Origin of the sequence: Pedobacter sp. W3I1 (assembly GCF_030816015.1) — a bacterium.
In the GTDB taxonomy this organism is placed as follows: Bacteria; Bacteroidota; Bacteroidia; order Sphingobacteriales; family Sphingobacteriaceae; genus Pedobacter.
In genome coordinates, this window is the sequence record NZ_JAUSXN010000001.1 from 2,301,588 (window position 1) to 2,323,513 (window position 21,926).

The window sequence follows — 21,926 nt, forward strand, 5'->3', positions numbered from 1 at the left end:
TCTGGAAGAACATCAAAAGGGAACAAACCCCGGAGAATTATTGGCTGCAGCACATTCAGCATGCTTTACCATGGCCGTTAGTTTTGCATTCAGAAAAAGGACTAAATCCAGCATCATTGGATACTGAAGCCATATTGACAATGAAAAGGTTTTGCAATAACTGGGATGCATCTTTCAATCTCCGGGGCTGTGCCAGGTGTTAGCGCAGATGAATTTGAAACTATTATAAAAGGTGCAGATAAAAATTGCTTAATCTCTAAAGTGTTGAATGTTCCAATCAGTTTGGAAGCACATTGTTGCTTCACTGAGGTGAGAATGTTACCCATAAAACCCTAATCTATAGGTAATGTAACATTATTAATAGTTAATCTATGGATTTTGTAGATTAAATATTTATCAATATGTTTGCATTGATCATGAATGCAATAATAACTCCCAAAAGCTCTTCTATCTCTGATATTAATATTGAACAATTTGTTTTGGACGTTTATATCTACGGGAATATGTGCTGTTGTTGATTTGATTTCCTCCGAATACCATAGGCCAAAGGCGATTGCATATTAAAACCTGACCACCAATTCCCACAATATGTATTGAAATCCTTATTTAAAAAACAACCGGCAAGGAAGCCTCGCCGGTTATCATGGAATATCAGTTCTGTAACGCCAATCACGCACTGATATCCACTCCAGTCTTATCAAATGAATTGAATCATTAACATAAAACCAGTTAAATATGGAAATATTTCTCCATAAGAAAAAACCGTTCTTATTTACCAGCCTTATTTTGCTACTGTCTGTGCTGGCCGTACCCTTTAAAATTTTAGCCCAGGTGGAGCCTCCGCCGCTCATTAACTCAAAATTAGCAGGGCTAGTAATCGACTCGTTAACCAAGCAACCTTTGCCTGGTGTGGTGGTACGGATTAAAGGCGTTACCCATGTTGTTTCTACCGATGGGGACGGAAAATTTGTTTTTGTAACCGGCCAGAAACTGCCCTATACTTTAATCCTTTCTTCTATAGGTTACGAAACCAAGGAAATCGTGGTGAGCACCAGTCCCACAACCATCCGTTTAAAAGAAGTAAACAGCCAATTAAATGATGTAGTGGTAGTGGGCTATGGTACGCAGACACGAAAATCATTAACAGGATCAGTTTCTACCATAGCGGTAGATGAAGTTAGGGCTAAGCCAACCGCTACCTTTGCAGAACAGCTACAGGGTAAAGCCCCTGGCCTACAGGTGAGCACTTCTACAGGGGTTCCGGGGGATGGGATGTTTATCCGGATCCGTGGTACGACTTCAATTAACGCGAGTAATGATCCTTTATATGTGATCGATGGGGTTTATGTAAACAGTGGATCGCTACAAAAAATTACGACCCAAGGGCAAGCAAATAACCCATTATCGGATATCAGTCCTGATGATATTGAAAGTGTTACCGTTTTAAAAGATGCCGATGCAACGGCCATTTATGGTGCACGTGCGGCCAACGGGGTAATTTTGATTACGACCAAACGGGGTAAATATAATACGGCGCCAAAAGTAAGTTTGAGTGCTTATGTAGGCGTGGCAAAAGCGCCTAAATTATGGGATTTGGTAACAGGTCCACAGCACGCTGAACTCATCAACGAATTTTATCGCAACTCTAATGCTGACGCGATCGCAATTGCCGCGGCAAATGGAACAGCTCCGGCTACCACTTACAGATTTCAGCCGTTCCGTGCCTTAACCGATAATCCTACCGCTTCTCCAGCGGCCCGTGGATTACCGCAAGATCAAAATACCTACGACCGCTTGAATAAGGCTTTCCGTACCGGACTGCTACAGAATTATGATCTTTCTGTTTCGGGAGGTAACGATAAAACCACCTATTATATTGGTGGTGGTTTAAACAAACAGGAAGCTACCCTTAAAACGAACGATTTTAGAAGAGGAAGTTTTAAACTGAACCTCGATCAGAAAATCAACGATTACGTAAAAATAGGAACCAGTAATATCCTTACCCAAACTTACCGTACCAATGCACGTGTTGGGGATGGGCCACAAGGAGGTATCCTGCAATCGGCCCTACATACTCCAACTTATCTGCCAGAGGTAAATGCCGATGGAACGCCGGGCAAGTGGGCCGGTTTTGATAATCTTGATGTATTGCTGAACAATACCAATATGAACAGTACCAGTAACAGACTGATCAGCAATTTGTATGGTGAGGTAAATATTACGAAAGATTTAACTTTTAAAACCAGTTGGAGTGTTGATTATAACCAATACAACGAGTTTCAGTATTGGAACAGCTTAACCAACTTAGGCATCGCGAACAAAAACCTTGGTACTTCCAGCGTGAGTAACAATACCATCTGGACCAACGAGCAGACTTTAAACTATAATCATGTTACTGGTAAGCATACTTTTGGTGCTTTGATCGGTAATTCGCTGCAAGGTTCAGTTTCCAATCAAACGCTGGCACAGGGTACCAATTTCCCGAACGATTCGTTCCAGCAGATTGCATCGGCAGCCACTACCACCTCATCCGCAACTGAATCAAAATATACGCTGTCGTCATTTTTTGCCCGTGTAAATTACAACTACGGTGGGAAATATTATGCTGTTTTTAGTGTAAGGGCTGATGGTTCTTCACGTTTTGGGGCAAACCACCAATGGGGATATTTCCCTTCAGCCGGTCTGGCATGGCGTGTTAAACAAGAAAATTTCCTGAAGGATGTTGCTGTAATTTCGGACTTAAAGATCCGTGGAAGTATTGGGGTAACCGGAAACCAGAATGGTATTAACGACTTTGCCTCACGTGGTTTATGGGGCGCTGGAGCCAATTATCAGAACAACCCGGGCACCATACCTTCACAATTGGCCAATCCTGATCTGAAATGGGAAAGCACCCGCCAGGCCAATATTGGTTTCGATTTAAGTTTCTTTAAAGACCGGTTGACTTTGAGCGGTGATGTGTACGATAAATACACCAGCAACCTGTTGCTTAATCTGCCATTGGCTTCTAGCAAAGGCTTTTCATCCATTCTGACAAATGCAGGTGAAATGAGCAACAAAGGATTGGAGCTTAATATCAGCAGCGTCAACCTGGACGGTGCTTTTAAATGGAGCAGTAATTTCAACATTTCGCGCAACATCAATAAAATAGAAAAACTGCCTACGCCTGTGGTGGCGGCTTATGCGGCCGAACGTATGGTGCAGGGCTTATCGATGTATACCTTTTATGTATATAATCAACTCTATGTAGACCCGCAGACCGGAAATGCAGTTTATGAAGATGCAGACCATAATGGTGTAATCAACGCCAATGATATTGTTCCGGTAGGTAATGCATTACCGAAATTTAACGGTGGTTTGACCAATAACCTGAGCTACAAAGGCTTCGATTTATCGGTCTTCTTCAATTTTGTTTATGGCAATAAGGTTTACAACAACAATAACTATTTTCTTGAAGGCGGCGGTACCCGCGATGCCAACAGGGCAATGGATGTTTACCAGTTAGACCGCTGGCAGAAACCCGGCGATATTACCAACATGCCAAGGCTCACGGCTTATGGACAGAATTATACCTTGAGCCCAACCAGCCGCAATATTGAAGATGGATCTTTTCTTCGCCTCAGCAATGTAACCCTTGGTTATAACCTGCCCAAAGAATTTATCAAAAAAGCTAGAATGGCTTCGGTGAGGGTATATGCAAGTGGCTCAAACCTATGGTTATGGACGAAATATAAAGGTCCGGATCCAGAGATCAATGTGTCTTCATCGGCTACCGTATTAGGTTACGATTTAGGTACGCCACCTGTACCACGTACTTTCCAGATAGGTGCAAACATTACTTTTTAAACCGAATAATCAATCATGAAAAAAGTTATATACATATTCACAGTCATATTCCTGTTCACTTCCTGCAAAAAGTTTCTGGAGGTACAGCCCCAGTTGCAGGTAGATCAGGATCAGGCGATCATCAATGCCGGTACAGCGGCTACTGCCGTAAATGGTTTATTTAACCTTTTGGCGGCCAACAGTTATTATGGCTCAAACTTTCCGGCGCTTTCATATTTATCTGCCGGAGATATCCAGTGGTCGGGTTCGCAGTCTGATCCTAACGAGATTACCAAACACCTTACCTCTGCTACCAATGGTTATGTACAGTCGGCATGGACCGCCATCTACAAAACCATATCCCAATCCAATTATATTATTGATAAGGTACCAGGCGTTAGTGATCCGCTGTTAACGACAGCACTGAAAAATCAATACCTTGGCGAAGCTTATTTTGTACGTGCGCTGGCTTATTTCGACCTGGCACGTGGATGGGGAGGTGTACAGCTGATCTTAAAACCGACCTATAATTCATCAGATAACAGCGATATTCCACGTAGCAGCCTGGCCGATACTTACGCGCAGGTATTAAAAGATTTAAACTTAGCCGAAACTTTGGTGCCTGCTACGGTAAATCGTAACCGGGTAAGCTTGCGTACGGTTCAGGCACTTAAAGCCAGGTTTTACCTGTACCAGAAAAACTGGGCACTGGCCGAGCAATTTGCTACATTGGTAATTAACGATAATACCAATTATTCGCTTGTGACTCCATATAGTGCATTTTTTGCCAATAATGCGGTGGCCACCAACGAATCGGTACTGGAACTGGCTTATACCACATCCAATACCAATGGACACAGCAACTGGTGGTTACCGCCAGCAATGGGAGGCCGCAGAGAATGGTCGCCAAATGACGCTTTAGTTGGCCTATTGAATAATCCTGTTGTTGGCGGTAACCGCAATACCTTAATCGCACAAACCGCGCCTCCGGGTAATTTATGGTATGGGAAATTATATTACCGTAATCCATTGGGTACCGATCCGGCTTATGTAATCCGCATTGCCGAGTTATACCTCATCCGTTCAGAAGCCAGGGCACAACAGGGTAATTTAACAGGTACGAATAGTGCGCAAAGTGATTTGAACGCAGTGCGCAGCCGTGCCGGACTTAGTGCAACTACTGCAACTACTTTGAGCGACATTTTATTGGCACTCGAAAAAGAGCGTCAGGTAGAATTTCCTTTTGAGGCCGACCGCTGGTTTAACCTGGTGAGGACAGACCGTGCACAGACTGTACTGGCTTTTCCTGATAAACACCTTTACTTATTCCCGATCCCTTATAACGAAACATTGGTTGATCCGCAATTGGCTGGAGCAAACCGTAACCCTGGTTATTAAAAATATTGATCATGAAAAAATTAAGCATTTTTCTTTTGGCAATCACTGCATTTGCTTTTTCTGCATTTGCGCAATCTTCACCAATCACCGTAAAAAAATCTGATACCCGGCATGGACCCGAAAAAGGCAGCCTGCTGATTATCGGCGGTAATGTTGGTTCGCAGCGCGACATCTGGGATAAGTTTACCGAACTGGCCGGAGGTAAAGATAAAGCCGTCCTAGTAGTGGTAACCACTGCATCAGGCGATTCGGCAGCTTTCGATAAAAAAGGAGTAGAAGAGGTAAAACGTCAAACAGGTATCAAGAACGTAACACTTTTTCATACCAGCGATTTTAAAGAGGCCAATAGTGAGAAATTTATTGCACCCTTAAAAAATGCAACTGCGGTTTATTTTGAGGGTGGCCGCCAATGGCGCATTGCCGATTCTTACCTCAATACCCTTACCCATCAGGCTTTTATTGATGTGCTGAACAGGGGAGGCGTAATTGCAGGCAGTTCGGCCGGAGCAAGTATTATCGGTTCCTTTTTATGGCGTGGCGATACCAAAGGTGCACAGATCCTGGTCGGCGACCACACCCAGGGATTGGGTTTTCTTAAAAATTCAGCAATCGACCAGCATTTGTTGGTGCGCAACCGTCAGTTCGATCTTGTTGATTTTATCCGTAAAGCCCCTGACCTGATCGGCATCGGCTTAAATGAGGCTACAGCCGTTTTGGTACAGCGCGATACGCTACAAGTGCTCGGACGTTCTTTTGTGGCCATTTACGATTACAACACGATTATCAACAATGGTGAGAAACACGTCGTAAACAACCGTGAAGATTTTACGGCCTCAAACGGACCGTTTTTCTTCCTCGGTATAGGGCAGAAATACGATCTGGCCAAAAGGCAGGTGATTAAGGAAGTACGTAGGCCTGCAAACACTGTCGCTAAGACCGATGACGATCAATAACCTTAAAAAATAATAAAATGAGTAACACGAACATATCACCGCCTCCTGTATGGACGGATCGGGAAAAGCTGATATTCAGGTTATTTTTCCTCTTTTTTATCCTCCAGGCTATCCCTTTAAGCGTCGATTTTTTTAAAACGGTTTTTGGGTTTAATTGGCTGCATATCAGCTATGGTGATATTTTTAACCTCAGCCGTCTGTCGGCCAAGTTTATTCCAGGTGCCGATAGTTTAGTGAACTGGATCATTGTAGCGATTATCGCATTGATCGGTGCTGCTGCCTGGGAAAGATCGAAATATAAAAATATAAACTACGATAGGTTTTATTACTGGTTAAGGGTCGTGGTGCGCTACCGTTTGGCGATTGGCATTATCGGATATGGATTCATCAAATTTTTTCCTTTGCAGGCACCTTTCCCATCCATCAGTAATTTAAATACCAGTTATGGCGATTTTACCGACTGGAAAATATTTTCGATGAGCTTGGGTATTGTGCCTTCTTATGAAACCTTTTTGGGAGCGATAGAAATCCTTGCAGGGCTACTGTTGTTCTTCCGGAAAACAGCCACTATTGGAGCCGCAATCATTTTGGTATTTACCGGAAACGTATTTATATCCAACCTGGCATATGAGGGTGGCGAATATGTATATGCCACCTACCTGATCACTTTTGCACTGTTCGTAATCTGGTTCGACGCACGGCGGATTTACAACTTGGTATCACTTGAGCGGCCAACAGACCCCAACAGGTTTAAGCCGCATTTTGCAGGTAAGATCAAAACGTTGCGCCTGGCGCTTAAATCACTGATCATTTTCTTTTTTGTTTTCCTCTACGGATTTAAAACCTATTCCGGTTTTCATCACGATCCTTACCAATTTCCGCGTACCAAAGGTTTGGCCAAGTCGGCTGGGATTTATAATGTGAGCGAATTCAGGGTTAATGGACAGGTGTTGCCTTATGCGGCAGTAAATCCGCTGCGCTGGAAGGATGTTGTTTTTGAAAAATGGGCTACCATAAGCATCCGTTCAGACCGCGGGGTGATTATCGATTCGGCAAATTACGAACAGGTATTCAAAAATGATCAGGACCGCGATTATGAACTGGCTGGTGCAGGGGGAAGACATTATTACAGTTATACTGTCGATTCAGTTAACCATGTACTGTTTTTACACAACAAAAACCCCCACTATAAAGGGGAGCGGTTGCAGTTAAAATACGAACGCCCAGATAGTGTTACAGTGATTCTTTCGGGAACCGATCAGCGCCATGATTCTATTTATGTGGTACTGAACAAAATCGATAAAAAATATCCATTAAAGCTTAGCCGCCGCAAAGCACTTAAACTATAAACAAAGCTTAATGTTATGTCTGAAATTAAACAACAGGATACAGCGAAAGGATTAGCAGGTCAGCAAACCGCGCCTAACAAGCCATGGTCCTGGCAAAAGAAGTTTGGCTTCCGCCTGTTATTTATTTTCTTCCTGGCCATGTCTATCCCTTTTTCGGCCAACTGGTATAAAAATGTTTTTACACTCGATTGGTCGCGCCCACATTACCGCGATCTGTATGATATTGCCAGGTTCCAGCCCAGTTTTTTATCGCTTTTTGGCGGACAGCGCTCGCGCGATATTACCGATTCGCCATCAGGCGATGAAGGTACCAGGAAAAATGGGCCTAAAAAAAATAAAACAGAAAATGGCACCGTAAAAAAGGGAGAAGCGAAAAACGAAAGCGCTGCGGGGCTGCCTCCAAAAAGGAGTTTTCTTGCCGATTATGCAGACTGGGGCATCGCACTTTTATTCGCGCTAGCAGGCGCATTAATATGGACTGCAATAGGCCGGAAAAGTAAGTCTTATCATATCCTCTATTATTGGATCAGGGTGGTGGTACGTTACCGTGCGGGGATCGGAATCATCGGTTTTGGTTTTACCAAACTTTTTCCTACGCAGATGCCTTATCCATCTTTGGGTTTGCTGAACAGTAATTTTGGCGATTTTACCGCACAAAAAATATACTGGCTTTCGGTAGGAGTGGTGCCCTGGTACCAGGTTTTTGGTGGAGTGGTAGAAATTGCGGCCGGTGCCATGCTTTTCTTTCGAAAAACAACCACTTTTGGTGCTATTCTACTAGCTGCGGCACTGGGTGATATTACTTTTGTAAACTATGCCTACGATGGTGGTGTGCATGTATATGCATTTTATTTTGTAATACTGGCACTTTTCCTGGCCGCTGATGATTTCCCTAAATTATATAACCTGTTAATTCTGGAACGACACACTGTTCCGTTCAGGATTTATCCCGATTTTAGAAAGCCATGGCTTAAATACAGTCGCATTACCTTGAAACTACTCACTTTTGTGATTTTTTTTGGGGTGCTAACCTATACCGAAATAATCAACTTCAAATACGATCCTTATAAACAGCCTGCAACTGCCGGCGTTAAAAAATTAAGGGGAAATTACCATGTAAGTGAATTTAAAATCAACGGAGAGCTTATTCCATTTAATCCGCTCGATTCTACCCGCTGGCAGGAAGCCACCTTCGAAAACTGGACCACGCTGACCTTTAAAATCAACCGGCCAGTATTGATCGATCCATCAAACGGTGGAGGTAGCCCGATGCGTGATATTCAGCGTACGTTTGAGATCAGTGGCGTAGCGGGAGGTCAGAGGGCATTCCACTATTATGCCGATACGGTAGATAAAGTGCTTTACCTGCAGGATAAAAATGTGATGGCTTTAAGAGGTGGGCGTAAAGGTGCCGACAAAGCCAAAGAAGCGCAGCCAAAAGAAGATAACTGGATCAGCAAAACGGCATGGCAACATATTGGTGATGAGAATAAAATGATCGATAAAGCAGCCTGGTCTACCCGGAGGGACCGCGAATTTGAGGAAAAACCCAGAGAGGTAAAAAGGCATCGGATGGTATTGAAGTACGATACCACCGACGGTTCGAGGGTTATCCTTTCGGGCATTAATGAGCGTAAAGATTCTATTTATGTTGTTTTAGACCGTTACGACCGTAAATATGTGCTACCAAAAAGTAGCCTAAATGCTGGTAAATATTAACAGGAATGAACAAAAAAACGATATTCATACTCGCTTGCCCGATATTGTTGCTGCTGATGTCGTTAAAAACGGCATTTATACCTGTGCAGGGTAAATTGCCTCTAACGGACAGTTTAAAGCGGCCTACCAAATTTGGTTTCGGCCGGACAGCAACCGCGCAGGAAATTGCCGCTTGGGATATCGATGTGCGGCCCGATGGGAAGGGATTACCAGCTGGGCAGGGAGACGTGAAAAGAGGGAAACTGTTATATGCAGTTAAATGCGCAGCCTGTCATGGAGTAGATGGTACTGAAAAGCCTGGTGTAAAACTTCCTGGAGCAGCTTTGGTTGGCGATACATCGGCTAACAGCCGGTCTAAAACCATTGGCAATTACTGGCCCTATGCGACCACCTTGTTCGATTATATGCGGCGTGCAATGCCTTATAACCTTCCTGGTTCTTTGAGCAATGATGAAGTGTATAGTCTAACAGCTTATCTGCTCAGTGCAAATAAGATTATTAAAGAAGATATGGTGATTGATGCCAAAAACCTGTACAAAGTAGTCATGCCGGCGAAAAAACTATTTATTATGGACGATCGTAAAGGAGGCCCTGAAGTAAAGTAATGGAAAATAGCAACAACAAAGATCAGAAAGTAGCTACTGGCAAAATCAGCAGGCGCACCTTGTTGGGAGGTGTAATTGCTGCTGCAGTTTTACCGGTACAATCTTTATTTGCTGATGAGATTAGCCTTGCCCTGCCTGAAAGTACGGACGACCCGACCAAAATTATTGGACCCGGGCCCAGTCCGTTGGGTAAACGCTCAACATTTGAGCAGCCGGTGCGCAAACCTTCCGATATTTCCTCACGGACACCTCTGCAGGATATGCATAGTACCCTAACGCCAGCCGATCTTCATTTCGAACGCCATCATGCTGGTATTCCAACGATCGACCCGGCAAAACATGAACTGCTGATTCATGGGTTGGTAGAGCGTCCGATGAAATTTACCATTGCCGATATTAAAAGATTTCCTTCTGTTACCCGCACCTGTTTTATCGAATGTGCTGGTAATTTCCGAACAGGTAAAGCTGAAATGACGCCACAGGATATCCTGGGCCTCACCAGTCAGAGCGAGTGGACAGGTGTAATGCTCTCGACTATTTTCAGGGAAGTGGGCATCAATGAGAAAGCCAAATGGTTTTTGGCCGAAGGATCAGATGCTGCGGTGATGACCCGTACTATTCCCATCGCAAAAGCCTGGGATGATGCCATGGTTGTTTATGCGCAAAACGGTGAAGCCATCAGGCCCGAGCAGGGATACCCGATCAGGCTGCTTTTGCCTGGTTTCGAAGGAAATATGAATATCAAATGGTTAAGGCGGATAGAGCTATCGGACGAACCTTATATGACCAGGGAAGAAACGTCAAAATATACTTACCCTGTAAAAGATAAAATCAGAATGTTTAGCTTTGAGTTGGATGCCCGTTCCATTATCACCTATCCATCTTATCCTCAAAAGGTAGATAAAGGCTGGATTGAAATACGTGGGATAGCCTGGAGTGGCAGGGGTAAGGTAGAAAAAGTGGAAGTAAGCACCGATGCCGGGAAAACATGGCAATTGGCCAATTTACAGGAACCGGTGCTGAGTAAAGCCCATACTTATTTCAGGCACCTCTGGAACTGGAAGGGAGAAACTGCTGAAATATTGAGTAGGGTTACCGATGAAACCGGCTATTTACAGCCAACTTTAGCGCAATTGGTTGAAGCCCGTGGTGTAAATTTAGGTGGGTATCACATGAACCCCATTACGGCATGGCAGATTAAAAATGATGGAACCGTTTTGTTTAAACCGGAAACAATAAAATAACCAGATGAAATTAGAAAAGCGGGATTATGATGCGATAGTAGTTGGGGCGGGGCCAAATGGACTGGCTGCAGCTATACTTTTGCAGCAACAGGGGCTTTCCGTTTTAATTATAGAAGGTAAAGAGGTAATTGGTGGCGGGCTTAGCTCAGCCGAACTTACTTTGCCAGGCTTTACGCATGATGTTTGTTCTGCCATCCACCCGATGGCACTGGCTTCCCCATTTTTTAAAACGCTGCCTTTGTCTGGTTTTGGATTAGAATACCTACAGCCTACATTGGCCGCTGCACATCCTTTTGATGATGGTACCGCTGCCATATTGGATCATTCTATCCAAAAAACAGCAGAATATTTAGGCGGGGATGCAAAAACATACACCGCATTGATGGAAAACATCACTTCAGTTTGGCCGCTGATTGATGAAGACGCATTAGGCCCACTACATTTCCCTAAACACCCCTTGGCCATGGCAGGCTTTGGCTTAAAAGCATTGAGCAGCGCCACGGGTTTTGTGAAACGTTTTAAAGAAAATCCTGCCCGAGGACTTTTTGCCGGGATGGCTGCACATGCCATACAGCCATTAAGTAACCTGAGTACCACGGCCATCGGTTTGGTGCTCATGGCTGCCGGGCATCTTAAAGGCTGGCCGATACCAAAAGGCGGCTCAAAATCTATTGCAGATGCACTGGCCGCTTATTTTAAATCGGTTGGTGGAAAGATTGAAACAGGAACTTATGTTTCTTCTTTAAATCAACTGCCATCTGCACACGCAGTGCTCTTCGATGTAACGCCAAAGCAATTACTGCAGATCGCAGGCCATAAATTCTCATCCGTTTACAAATGGCAACTTGACCGTTACCGATACGGTATGGGTGTGTTTAAGGTAGATTGGGCATTGGATGGACCTATACCATTTACTGCCGAAGCATGTACTCAAGCGGGTACCGTACATTTAGGTAATACCTTCGAAGAAATAGCTGAAGGGGAACTGAAAACAAGTAAAGGCCAGCAAGCTGAAAAACCATTTGTACTGCTTGCACAGCAGAGCCTGTTTGATGCTTCACGCGCACCGGAAGGAAAACAGACCGCCTGGGCCTATTGCCATGTACCCAACGGATCAAAACAGGATATGACTGCCATTATTGAAAACCAGGTAGAACGCTTTGCCCCAGGTTTTAGAGACAGGATACTTGCAAAGCACACTATGAATACCGGGCAGATGGAAGCGCACAACAGAAATTATATCGGAGGCGATATTAACGGGGGAATACTGGACTTGGGCCAATTATTTACCCGACCGGCTTTAAGGTGGTCACCTTACAGAACTTCGGCCAAAGGATTATATATCTGTTCATCTTCTACACCTCCTGGAGGCGGCGTGCATGGCATGTGCGGATATCATGCAGGTAAACAGGTATTAAAAGACATTTTTAACATAAAATTAGATAACCACAAATAAACAGTATGTCAACACAAAACAATGCTTCAGGAACTACGGGAGCTTTAACAGATGCCGGAATAACACCCGACAAAAAAACATTTTTACAATCGCTTACCGAAGATTGGTGGGCGGTTATTTTAGGGACAATTATTATTGCAACCGTACTTTATTTAACCAATAACGGTACTACGATAACTTTACCCGCATTCAAATGGGCCACAACCGACGATTTGTTGGGTAAAATACTATCAGGCCATAATCTATTGCTAATTGTAGAAACCGGAGCTGTATTTTTAGCACTTGCCGCAACTGCAATAGGCCTGTCGGGTGGCAATGTAGCGAGATTTGCTGCGGGTTTTACCCTGATCTACTTTTTGGCAATCCTCTCGTTTATTATCGGCGGCAACAAAAACGTATCTTATTTCGGATTGGAATACGTGGTGTTTGCCCTGCTTATTGGTATTTTGTTGGGTAATTTGGTAAAATTGCCAACCTGGTTAAAAGAAGCTGTACGCTCAGAATTTTATATTAAAACAGGTTTGGTGATCTTAGGAACTACCATTTTATCGGCTGATTTAATTAAAGCAGGTTTACCGGGCATTGTACAGGCCATTATTGTGGTTACAGCAGTCTGGTTTTTCTCTCTATGGCTAAGCCGTAAATTAAAGGTAGATGATGAATTCGGTGTAATATTGGCTTCAGCGGTATCCATTTGTGGTGTTTCTGCAGCCATAGTAGCGGCCGGGGCAATCAATGGCGATAAACGTAAACTATCCTATGTAACCACCTTGGTGTTGATTATGGCTATCCCGATGATGATCATACAGCCTTGGGCAGTAAGGTATTTTCACATTCCTGAAGTAATCGGCGGCGCATGGCTGGGCGGAACTTTAGATACCACTGCAACCGTTACAGCGGCTGGTGATCTGGTAGGGCCAATAGCGGTTAAGGCTGGGGTGATTGCGAAATTCTCGCAAAACGTATTTATCGGTGTTGCGGCATTTTTTATCGCTATCTGGTGGGCCTATAAAAAACCTAAAGGGGAAGATGGCAGTGTTTTGGCCAAAGCTGAAAGCCCCGGGCTCAAAATTGTATGGGAACGTTTCCCGAAATTTGTATTGGGATTTGTCGCTGCATCGTTGGTATTCTCCTTCCTGTTATCGCCTGCAACCGCAAAAAGCGTTGCACCTGCGTTGAATGGACTGCGTACCGTGTGGTTTGCGATTGCATTTATCTCGATTGGTATGGAAGCTAAATTTTCATCTCTCGTGAAACTGCAGGGAGGTAGACCAGCAATTACATTTGTTACGGCACAGATCTTCAACATTTTTTGGACACTGTTATGGTCGTATATATTGTTTGGCGGACATATATTCCCAATACCCGATTTTAAGTAGGTATATATAGTAATGTTCAATATTTTACTATTCTAAGTGTTTTCTGAACCAATTTTAAAGCGGTACAGAAAATTCAAACTAAAAATCGAACACCAATTACTGGCGTCTTAGATTGTTGTGCAATAGATTTTTATAGGTACAAAAAAAGGAGGCAACAAAAATGAGTTGTCTCCTTAAGTGCTCCGACTAGACCATTAACGAACTTTTTTATTGAAGATTTGAAACGGATTGCGGATTTGAAAATTCTGAAGTGAGCCTTGCACGCTACCTCGTTTCAAAAAGTAAATTCAAAACACATTAGTTTTGCTCTTTATAGCAATTTTTGATGACAAGCTATTTTAGAACAAGGCAGTCAATGAAGTAATAAAGAACTCACCCTACTGTACAAACCAATTTATTTAACCCCGTTTCACCAATTTTTAATCATTTGTAAGTGTTTCGAAAATAAGGTGTTCTGATAAATATTATTGGCGAGATGGGGTCAATTAACAGCGGTCCATCCAACGAAGAAGCACAATCGTCAAAATATCCATTCAAGGCGTTTGCCTAGCTTAAAGTTTTTAAAATATCTACCCATCTATTAATGAACCGCTGCTGTTTTTCCTCAGCTAATAGCCCTATAGAAAGAAAGGGATTAAGATCCTCCAATTCCACCAGCAGCAGTTCGCCATTTGAAGTTCTGCCTGCGTCGACTCTAGTAATGCCTGTCTTAATGTCATTCCATCGTATGAATTTATCTGCAAAAAGAATGTCCGCTTCGGTGGGAAAGTATTCGGTTAGTTCCCAGCGCTTTTGCCTGTCTGGCGCATAGAGGGCATATTGGAACTCATGATTTAAATAATAAAAGGAGACCTCATAGTCCAATGGTAAAAACGGCTGAATCAGCTTTCCTTTTGGGTTATCGGCAAGTAATTCAGAACGGGAAAGTATTTCCATGCCTATAGAATCTGCACCATTTTTGATTTTAACGATATATTTATCGGTATTGCCCAACCTGTCCAGCCCTGAGATATCACTCACTGTTGGTATTACGGGATAATTCAGATCCATCAGGTCAAGCAAATATTGTTTTCCCCTGATGTCAGCTTTTCCGTCAAAAGAATTGAAAGTAGGTATGCCCATGGTTTTAACGGCCTCCAGAAAGTGGTTAAAATAATCCTGATAGCCAAGCACCGGACCCGTATTCCTGAACACAACCATGTCGGCAGAATCAAGAAAAGAGATTGCCTGGTGGGGATGTCCAATAAGAATATTGAAATGCCTTTTTAATTGTGAGGTGAGGAACAGGTCTTCCTGATAATATTTTCTCCCCTTCGCCTCAAAGTACAGATCAGTTAAATAAAGTACGGTCTTCATCGCTTATGAAATTTGGGTATGTTGCCATTTTATAAAAATTTAAAAATACTTATTTTAAACTTGGTATGTGCCAATATTCTACCAGTTCAAGATGAAAATTATTTAGGCTATTACCTTACTTCGCTTGTAAATGAGGAGGCCGGTAGGTTGGCTTTATTAAAAAGATCAGCTATAGCAGTGTTACGCCATGCGTAGCGTACCTGTTCTGGTTTTTTTACTTCTTTAGAAGTGACTATGACAGCATTTTTTTTGATTTCGGCTGTTGCCGGATGAAATACCCCATCGTTCCCTGCAACTTCAAATAAATCGGATTTTTTATTTGAAAAATGTAGGCCGTCAGCATTATCAAAGTTGATAGTTGCCTTATTACCGCTAACTTTAAAATCTTTGTACAAAGGGCTGCTTACAATTCCATTATCAATGCCGTAAAGATTGCCTAGTGCAAGGTTAGCTAAGCGAACACCAACAGGTTTTTTATTGCGTGGATGGATGTCGTTTATATTGCCAACATCGGAAATAACTACCATACCTGTTTTTGGTACTGCCTGTAGCACCTTACGCTGTTCATTCCGGGTTAAAGCTCCCATACTTGAGTCACCCTGGTAATTATAAGGCGCTATTTGTACATAGTAAAAGGGAAAATCATCATGCCATGCCTCACGCCAGGACTTGATTAGGCCCGCAAATGTCCTGTGATACACAACTGACCCAACATTGCTTTCACCCTGGTACCACAAAACACCAGCCAATCTTAACCCGGCAAAAGGATGTATCATTGCATTATAAACGCGTCCGGGTTCCCGGGGCCACCATTCTGATTCGTTAAATTTAGCGGCAGCCGAGGCAAGTACGGCATCCTTAGCGATGTAATCCTGCGGCATCCATACTTCAGCATTTGTACCACCCCAACTGCAATTGATGATACCGATAGGCACGCCCTTAAGGCCTTCCTGCAGATGCTGCGCAAAAAAGTACCCTATGGCACTAAAGTATTTCATGGTTTCAGGGGTGCATGCCTGCCAGGCTCCGGACAGGTTATTCTGGGGATATATCGCGGTCAGTTTTGGCGCCGCAAAGAACCTTATATCTGGATAATTAGCTGCTGCAATTTCTGCGACGGCATTATCAATTCCCGATGCCGCTGTCCATTCCATATTGCTTTGCCCCGAACAAAGCCAAACCTCACCCAACATGACATTGTTAAAAACTACTTCATTATAACCTTTAAATTTCAGGGTATAGGGTCCGCCTTCCTTTGGGGTCTTGATAATAATCTGCCACGTTGCCTGATTGCCCGCCTTTACCTTATAGGTAGCAGCATCCCAGCTTGCGGTAACGGTAATTTCCTCGTTTGGGCTGCCCCATCCCCATAATTTGACATCGGAATTGCGCTGCAATACCATATTGTCTGAAAAGAAGGCAGGAAGCGATACATTCGCAGATGCCGAAAACCCAATAAGGGAAAGAAGGAAAAGATAAATAAGATTTTTCATTAATTAAGTTTTTAATTATGGGCAAGCAGTGTTCGTAAAGTTATTTCAAGTTTTTATTTACAACCGGATCCTGGGTGTGATACTCCAGCACTTATCTTATTGTGTTGTTGTTGCTTACAAGAAATTGATGTACTCTTAAAGCTGTAATGTAAAAGTTCAGCCTGTAGCGCAAAGAGGCAGAGCAGCCCCAAAATATAATTTTTCACCATATTTTCAGTTTTTCATATTTAAGACAGAATCTTCTAAAACAAATATATAGGAAGAATCTGTTGGGTAACTAATAGTATTCTTTCATTTAATAATGCTATTACCACATTATGGATATGGATCAGGATAGTCCTAGACTAGTTATTGAAGTTATCAAAGCAACAAAGCAAAAAGATAACACAATACAGCCGGATGCCAATTTCACAATATATTTTTTAAGGATATTCTAATAAGATCAGCATTTGAATGATTACCATTATATCCATTAGACCTATGCTTTTAATTTTACGACTTCATTTATGGGGAGGCTGGCAGGAAGATTAAAGATATTGGCATGCGGCCGGGCTTATGGACACATCCCCTCTGTGCAAGCCTAAAGATCCTCACCCATTGCAATTTATTTATTGCAATCGTAGTTTAATGCAGAATATATTATTATCTACACCCGTATTGATATTGGCGTATTTTATTTCAATAAATGCTATTATAATATCAGTATATGAATGAATATTATTACTTCTTCAAAAGCTATGTTTTTATTTTTACTGTTCTGTTATTTTGGAGGGTAGGGTAATTTAATACCTGCCCTTCTGCAGGGGTTTCTAAAATCACAGTCAATGATAATAACAGGTGCATATAAATCTATAATTACCCAAAAAGAGCTTTAGGGCCGCATAAATCATAAACCAAATAACAATGAGAAGATCTATTACATTATTTTTATTGCTTTTCACAACTATAGCAAATGCGCAGACATATGATGTAACAAAGTTTGGCGCATTGGGCGATGGCAAAACATTAAACACCAAGGCTTTACAGAAAGCCGTTGATGCTTGCAACAAAAACGGTGGAGGGACTGTGACAATACCCGTTGGTACTTTCATAATCGGCACAGTTTATCTTAAGGATAATGTTCATTTGTACCTGGAAACCGGAGCAGTACTGAAAGGAAGTCCTAACCTGAACGATTATGCACCCTTCAATGAAGTGCATTATGGAATGCTTTATGCTGAGAATGCTGAAAACATAACTATTTCGGGACACGGTAATATGGATGGCAATGGTGATGCTTTTTTTGACAATACAAAGCCTAAAAAAATTGAAATAGAGGGTACCAAAGACACACGTCAAAGGGAAGATTTTAGAAAAGTTGAGGGAGGCGGCCTTGGTGACGGACCAATAGTACCCCTCAACAGGCCTTATCAGATGCTTATCTTCAGCAATTGTAAACGTGTAACCTTAAAGGATATATTTATTACCAGGCCGCCTTTCTGGACCATGCTTTTTGCCGACTGCGACGGAGTGCTGGTAGATGGTATACGCTTATGGACCAACATGCTGGCACCGAATGCCGATGGTATTGATGTCGCATCGAGCAAAAATGTAATCATTACCAATAGCGACATCAGGGCGGGAGATGATGCCATAGCAGTTGTGGGATACGACCATCATTTTGAAATTCCTGGTTTTAAGGGATTACGCCACGTGTCTGAAAATATAAATATTAGCAACTGCAATCTACAGTCTTATTCAAGTGGGATCAGGATCGGTTTTCTGGATCAGAATACCGTGCGGAATATCAATATTACAAACTGCAATATTACAAACTCGACCAGGGGGATCGGTATTTTTGTCCGTGACCAGGGCTCCCTCGAAAATATCAACATATCAGGTGTAAATATCGAAACCAAATTGCGGACGGGAGACTGGTGGGGTAACGGTGAGCCCATACATATATCTGCTGTGGTAGGAAATAAGGATGTAAAGCTAGGCAGTATCAAAAATGTAAATTTCAGTAATATAACCTGTAAAGCAGAAAACGGAATCCTTATTTACGGGTCCAAAGAGAGCATTATCGAAAATGTAACCTTCAGCAATATAATATTTGAGTTGACAGACAGTAAACTGAACGATGTTGCCGGCGGTAACATTGACCTGAGGGGTGCATCCACCGAAAAGCAATTGTTTATGCATGATATACCTGCACTTTTTGCTCAGCATGTTAAGGGACTGACGATAAGAGACCTAAAGCTAACCTGGAGTGGTACACGGATGCCTTACTTTACCAACGGTATTGAGGTAAGGGATTTCTCGGATATAAAGATTGAGAACTTTAAAGGTACCGGATCTCCGGTAAACAAAGATGCCGTGGATGTATATCTGGAACATGGATCTGATGTAGACCTCAACCTCAATAAAGGGATAACGGTTAAAAAAAAGGGTGTCAAATAACCGATCAAAATATTTTGAGTCTGATATACCGTATCCAACTTAGCGATAACAAACAGAAGTATATGATGAATTATAAAAGAATTTGATTTCAGATATAGAAATTAAATTAGGGCACAACTTCACCGAGTGCCCACCTTTTTATCATTGCACAAGTAAGTTTTTCTTTTGTAGGAACTATCAGCAGCCATTTTAGGTCTTTTTCTCTGCTTAACTTGTTGATAAATGATTGAAGGATCGGCATCAATTAAAGCCTAGGAATTTATTTCATATTTAGGTCCAAGGTTACAAAGGTACACTGTTTTCGAAATTTTCCAACTGCGCAACCAATGCTTGGAAATATCGCTCTACTGCATCGGGGTGATAAGAAAGATATAAGAATGGCTCTACCAGTTCAATTTCCATAAGCACAAAGTTACCATCGACCATTAAACCATCGACACGTGTGTAGAGTGTATTTTTTGCAAAACGGGAGACATAAAGTTCAGCATGTTCAATGTATTGCTGATCAGGTGATACAATTTCTATTGTTCCACCAAAAATCTGCTGAACCCTAAAGTCGCCGGTCTTGGGCTTTTTTATTATAGTATGGCTGTACTTGCCATTGAAAAAGATAAATGACCATTCGCCTTCCCTGATTTGTGGCATTAGTGGCTGAGCGATAAAATCACCTTCTGACACTAGACTTAAAACACGTTGCCTGTCTGGCAAGGCACTAGTTTTATTCAGAACAATTGTATTTCTTGATCCACCACTTACACAGGGTTTTATAATGATCTTGTCAGACCCTAACTTTTCAAACAATGGTGTTAGCTCTTCATTCCAGCCCTGCTGAAGAAATATAGATGGAATGATGTCAAAACCAGCCGCTGCAATTTCCAACAGGTAATGCTTGTCCATATTCCACCTAACAACCTTATAGTCATTAAGCAGCCTGATATTTAAAGATTCAATCTTTTCAAGCCAAAGCTTAAATTGTCCGAATTTCTGATGATAGTCCCAGGGAGTTTTCAAAAGGGCAACATCGTATTTCTCCCAGTCAACCAGTGGATCATCCCATATTTGCAGAAATATCCAAACCCTTATTTCGCAGCATGGGCAGCAGATCTTCATTTTCATTAAAGCCGTTCGCTGATGAATATTTAAGCGCTCCGTTATATGTTATATATGCAATTTTCATTGATGATGCGGCACCAATCTCAGAAGATGCTCCGGTAATAATGGTCACAGATTCATTTAATTTTTTCATATTTCTAAATTTTATAAACAATAAAAACGCTGCTCAGAATTATTTGGATCGATAAATGATTGGTTGCTCCTGTAATTTGTCGAATGCTGTAAAAAGCTCCTTTGAGTAAGTTTGTTCATTGTGTAGACTCAACCCATCCAGACTTTTCCATTTTTCATTTAGAATAAAGATATTTTCGTCATCAATGCTCTGGTGAACATCATATTCAATGCAGGCATCTTCTTTTTTTGATAATTCCGGAAGACTATATAAAAGGTTTCTGATTTCTTGCTGATGCTCAGGCTTTGCTTTTACAACAACGGTTAAATAAATACTCATAAAATTTGTCTTTTAATATTAAAATGCGAGTTCATAAGGCTTGGGTACAGGGATTTCCGAACGAAGCTGTTTTGCGGCCTCTAAAGGAAAATAAGGATTTCTCAAAAGTTCACGACCAATAAAAATAAGATCGGCGTCTCCATTGGTCAAGATTGTTTCGGCCTGGTGTGCATTGGTAATCATACCTACTGTTCCAACCAATATTTGATCTTTCAACTCACGTTTAATGGTACTTGCAAATGGCAGCTGATAACCGGAACCCACTTTAATTTTAGCATTTGGAACTGTACCACCTGAAGAAACATCAATGATATCAATTCCTTTCTCTGACAATTTTTGGCTTAACCAAAGTGAATCATCAACATTCCATCCTTCTTCCATCCAGTCTGTTGCCGAAATACGTACGGCAATTGGAAGTTCCGAAGGCCATACCGTTTTTACCTTGTCAATAATTTCAAATAGGAACCTTGCTCTGTTTTCTATACTCCCCCCGTATTGATCGGTTCTTTTATTTGGAACAGGAGATAAAAATTCATTAATCAGATAACCGTGTGCACTGTGGATTTCGATCAGTTTAAACCCAGCCTTTAAAGCTCTGACTGCAGCATCTACAAACGCTTGTTGAATATCTTTAATATCTTGTAAGGTCATCTCACGGGGCAATTGCATTTCTGGTGAAAAAGCAATTGCAGAAGGCGCGATCACTTCCCATCCATTTTCTTCATCGGGCATTAAAGGGTGGCTTTCACGGCCTGAGGCCCAGGTACTTCCTTTTCTACCTGCGTGAGCCAATTGAATGGCAGGAACACTTCCGGCGCTTTTGATAAAAGATGTAATCTTGGCCAGCATTTCAATGTGTTCGTCTTTCCAGATTCCCAGATCTCCGACTCCAATACGTCCATCTAAACGGACTGAGGTTGCTTCCAGCATCACTGCACCTGCTCCTCCCATTGCTCTGGAACCATAGTGAACCAGGTGCCAGTCACTTGCAAATCCATCCTCAGCCATGTACATACACATTGGCGAAGTAATGATCCTGTTTCTAAATGTGACTGATTTAACCTTTATAGGACTGAATAATTTTGACATTTTTATTTTTTTAGAACGCAGAGCTCCGCTGAGAGCAAATTATTGCTCCCAGTAAGA

At 42.2% G+C, this 21,926-nt stretch carries 17 protein-coding genes; 11 read left to right on the forward strand and 6 right to left on the reverse strand.

What is annotated here, in order from left to right; translation table 11 throughout:
* Window positions 1-40: 40 nt before the first annotated feature.
* From QF042_RS09670 to QF042_RS09715, 10 genes are all read left to right on the forward strand, one after another.
* Window positions 41-127 carry a hypothetical protein gene (locus QF042_RS09670; protein ID WP_307533270.1) on the forward strand — a complete coding sequence of 29 codons (87 nt, stop codon included), beginning with the start codon at window positions 41-43 and terminating at the stop codon, window positions 125-127.
* Window positions 128-735: 608 nt separating this feature from the next.
* Window positions 736-3,846, forward strand: a complete 3,111-nt coding sequence (locus QF042_RS09675; RefSeq protein WP_307527699.1) for a TonB-dependent receptor — start codon at window positions 736-738, stop codon at window positions 3,844-3,846.
* A gap of 15 nt (window positions 3,847-3,861) precedes the next feature.
* On the forward strand, window positions 3,862-5,223 hold the full coding sequence (locus QF042_RS09680) for a RagB/SusD family nutrient uptake outer membrane protein (protein ID WP_307527703.1): 1,362 nt from the start codon (window positions 3,862-3,864) through the stop codon (window positions 5,221-5,223).
* Window positions 5,224-5,234: 11 nt separating this feature from the next.
* Window positions 5,235-6,176, forward strand: coding sequence for a cyanophycinase (locus QF042_RS09685; RefSeq protein ID WP_307527705.1), 942 nt, complete (start codon window positions 5,235-5,237; stop codon window positions 6,174-6,176).
* A 17-nt stretch (window positions 6,177-6,193) separates the two neighbouring features.
* Window positions 6,194-7,525 carry a DoxX family protein gene (locus tag QF042_RS09690; RefSeq protein ID WP_307527707.1) on the forward strand — a complete coding sequence of 444 codons (1,332 nt, stop codon included), beginning with the start codon at window positions 6,194-6,196 and terminating at the stop codon, window positions 7,523-7,525.
* 15 nt (window positions 7,526-7,540) lie between these two features.
* A complete protein-coding gene (locus QF042_RS09695) occupies window positions 7,541-9,244 on the forward strand; it encodes a hypothetical protein (RefSeq protein WP_307527709.1) in 1,704 nt (567 codons plus the stop codon).
* 5 nt (window positions 9,245-9,249) lie between these two features.
* On the forward strand, window positions 9,250-9,849 hold the full coding sequence (locus QF042_RS09700; RefSeq protein ID WP_307527711.1) for a c-type cytochrome: 600 nt from the start codon (window positions 9,250-9,252) through the stop codon (window positions 9,847-9,849).
* Complete coding sequence (gene soxC, locus QF042_RS09705; protein WP_307527713.1) at window positions 9,849-11,093, forward strand: sulfite dehydrogenase; 1,245 nt, start codon at window positions 9,849-9,851, stop codon at window positions 11,091-11,093. Before QF042_RS09700 ends, soxC begins: the two co-directional genes overlap by 1 nt.
* 4 nt (window positions 11,094-11,097) lie before the next feature.
* On the forward strand, window positions 11,098-12,549 hold the full coding sequence (locus QF042_RS09710) for an NAD(P)/FAD-dependent oxidoreductase (protein ID WP_307527715.1): 1,452 nt from the start codon (window positions 11,098-11,100) through the stop codon (window positions 12,547-12,549).
* Between the two features lie 5 nt (window positions 12,550-12,554).
* Window positions 12,555-13,928 (forward strand): YeiH family protein, encoded by a 1,374-nt coding sequence (locus QF042_RS09715; RefSeq protein WP_307527717.1) that lies wholly within the window; start codon window positions 12,555-12,557, stop codon window positions 13,926-13,928.
* 546 nt (window positions 13,929-14,474) lie between these two features.
* Here QF042_RS09715 and QF042_RS09720 read toward each other — a convergent pair.
* Both QF042_RS09720 and QF042_RS09725 read right to left on the reverse strand, forming a co-directional pair.
* Complete coding sequence (locus tag QF042_RS09720) at window positions 14,475-15,284, reverse strand: hypothetical protein (RefSeq protein WP_307527719.1); 810 nt, start codon at window positions 15,282-15,284, stop codon at window positions 14,475-14,477.
* Window positions 15,285-15,394: 110 nt separating this feature from the next.
* On the reverse strand, window positions 15,395-16,777 hold the full coding sequence (locus tag QF042_RS09725; RefSeq protein WP_307527721.1) for a sialate O-acetylesterase: 1,383 nt from the start codon (window positions 16,775-16,777) through the stop codon (window positions 15,395-15,397).
* A gap of 903 nt (window positions 16,778-17,680) precedes the next feature.
* Between QF042_RS09725 and QF042_RS09730 the strand changes: the two genes are divergently transcribed.
* Window positions 17,681-19,216 carry a glycoside hydrolase family 28 protein gene (locus QF042_RS09730; RefSeq protein WP_307527724.1) on the forward strand — a complete coding sequence of 512 codons (1,536 nt, stop codon included), beginning with the start codon at window positions 17,681-17,683 and terminating at the stop codon, window positions 19,214-19,216.
* Window positions 19,217-19,498: 282 nt separating this feature from the next.
* On the opposite strand, the gene QF042_RS09735 is transcribed toward QF042_RS09730, so the two are convergent.
* Genes QF042_RS09735 through QF042_RS09750 form a run of 4 tightly spaced genes read right to left on the reverse strand, consistent with a single transcriptional unit; the run spans window position 19,499 to window position 21,869 of the window.
* Entirely contained in the window at window positions 19,499-20,326 is an 828-nt protein-coding gene (locus QF042_RS09735) for a RimK family alpha-L-glutamate ligase (protein WP_307527726.1), read from the reverse strand.
* Entirely contained in the window at window positions 20,265-20,462 is a 198-nt protein-coding gene (locus QF042_RS09740) for a hypothetical protein (RefSeq protein ID WP_307527729.1), read from the reverse strand. Before QF042_RS09740 ends, QF042_RS09735 begins: the two co-directional genes overlap by 62 nt.
* Before the next feature lie 39 nt (window positions 20,463-20,501).
* The gene (locus QF042_RS09745) at window positions 20,502-20,780 is read right to left on the reverse strand and encodes a putative quinol monooxygenase (RefSeq protein ID WP_307527731.1); all 279 of its coding nucleotides are present in this window, start codon (window positions 20,778-20,780) and stop codon (window positions 20,502-20,504) included.
* An 18-nt stretch (window positions 20,781-20,798) separates the two neighbouring features.
* Entirely contained in the window at window positions 20,799-21,869 is a 1,071-nt protein-coding gene (locus QF042_RS09750) for an NADH:flavin oxidoreductase/NADH oxidase (RefSeq protein ID WP_307527733.1), read from the reverse strand.
* Between the last annotated feature and the right edge of the window lie 57 nt (window positions 21,870-21,926).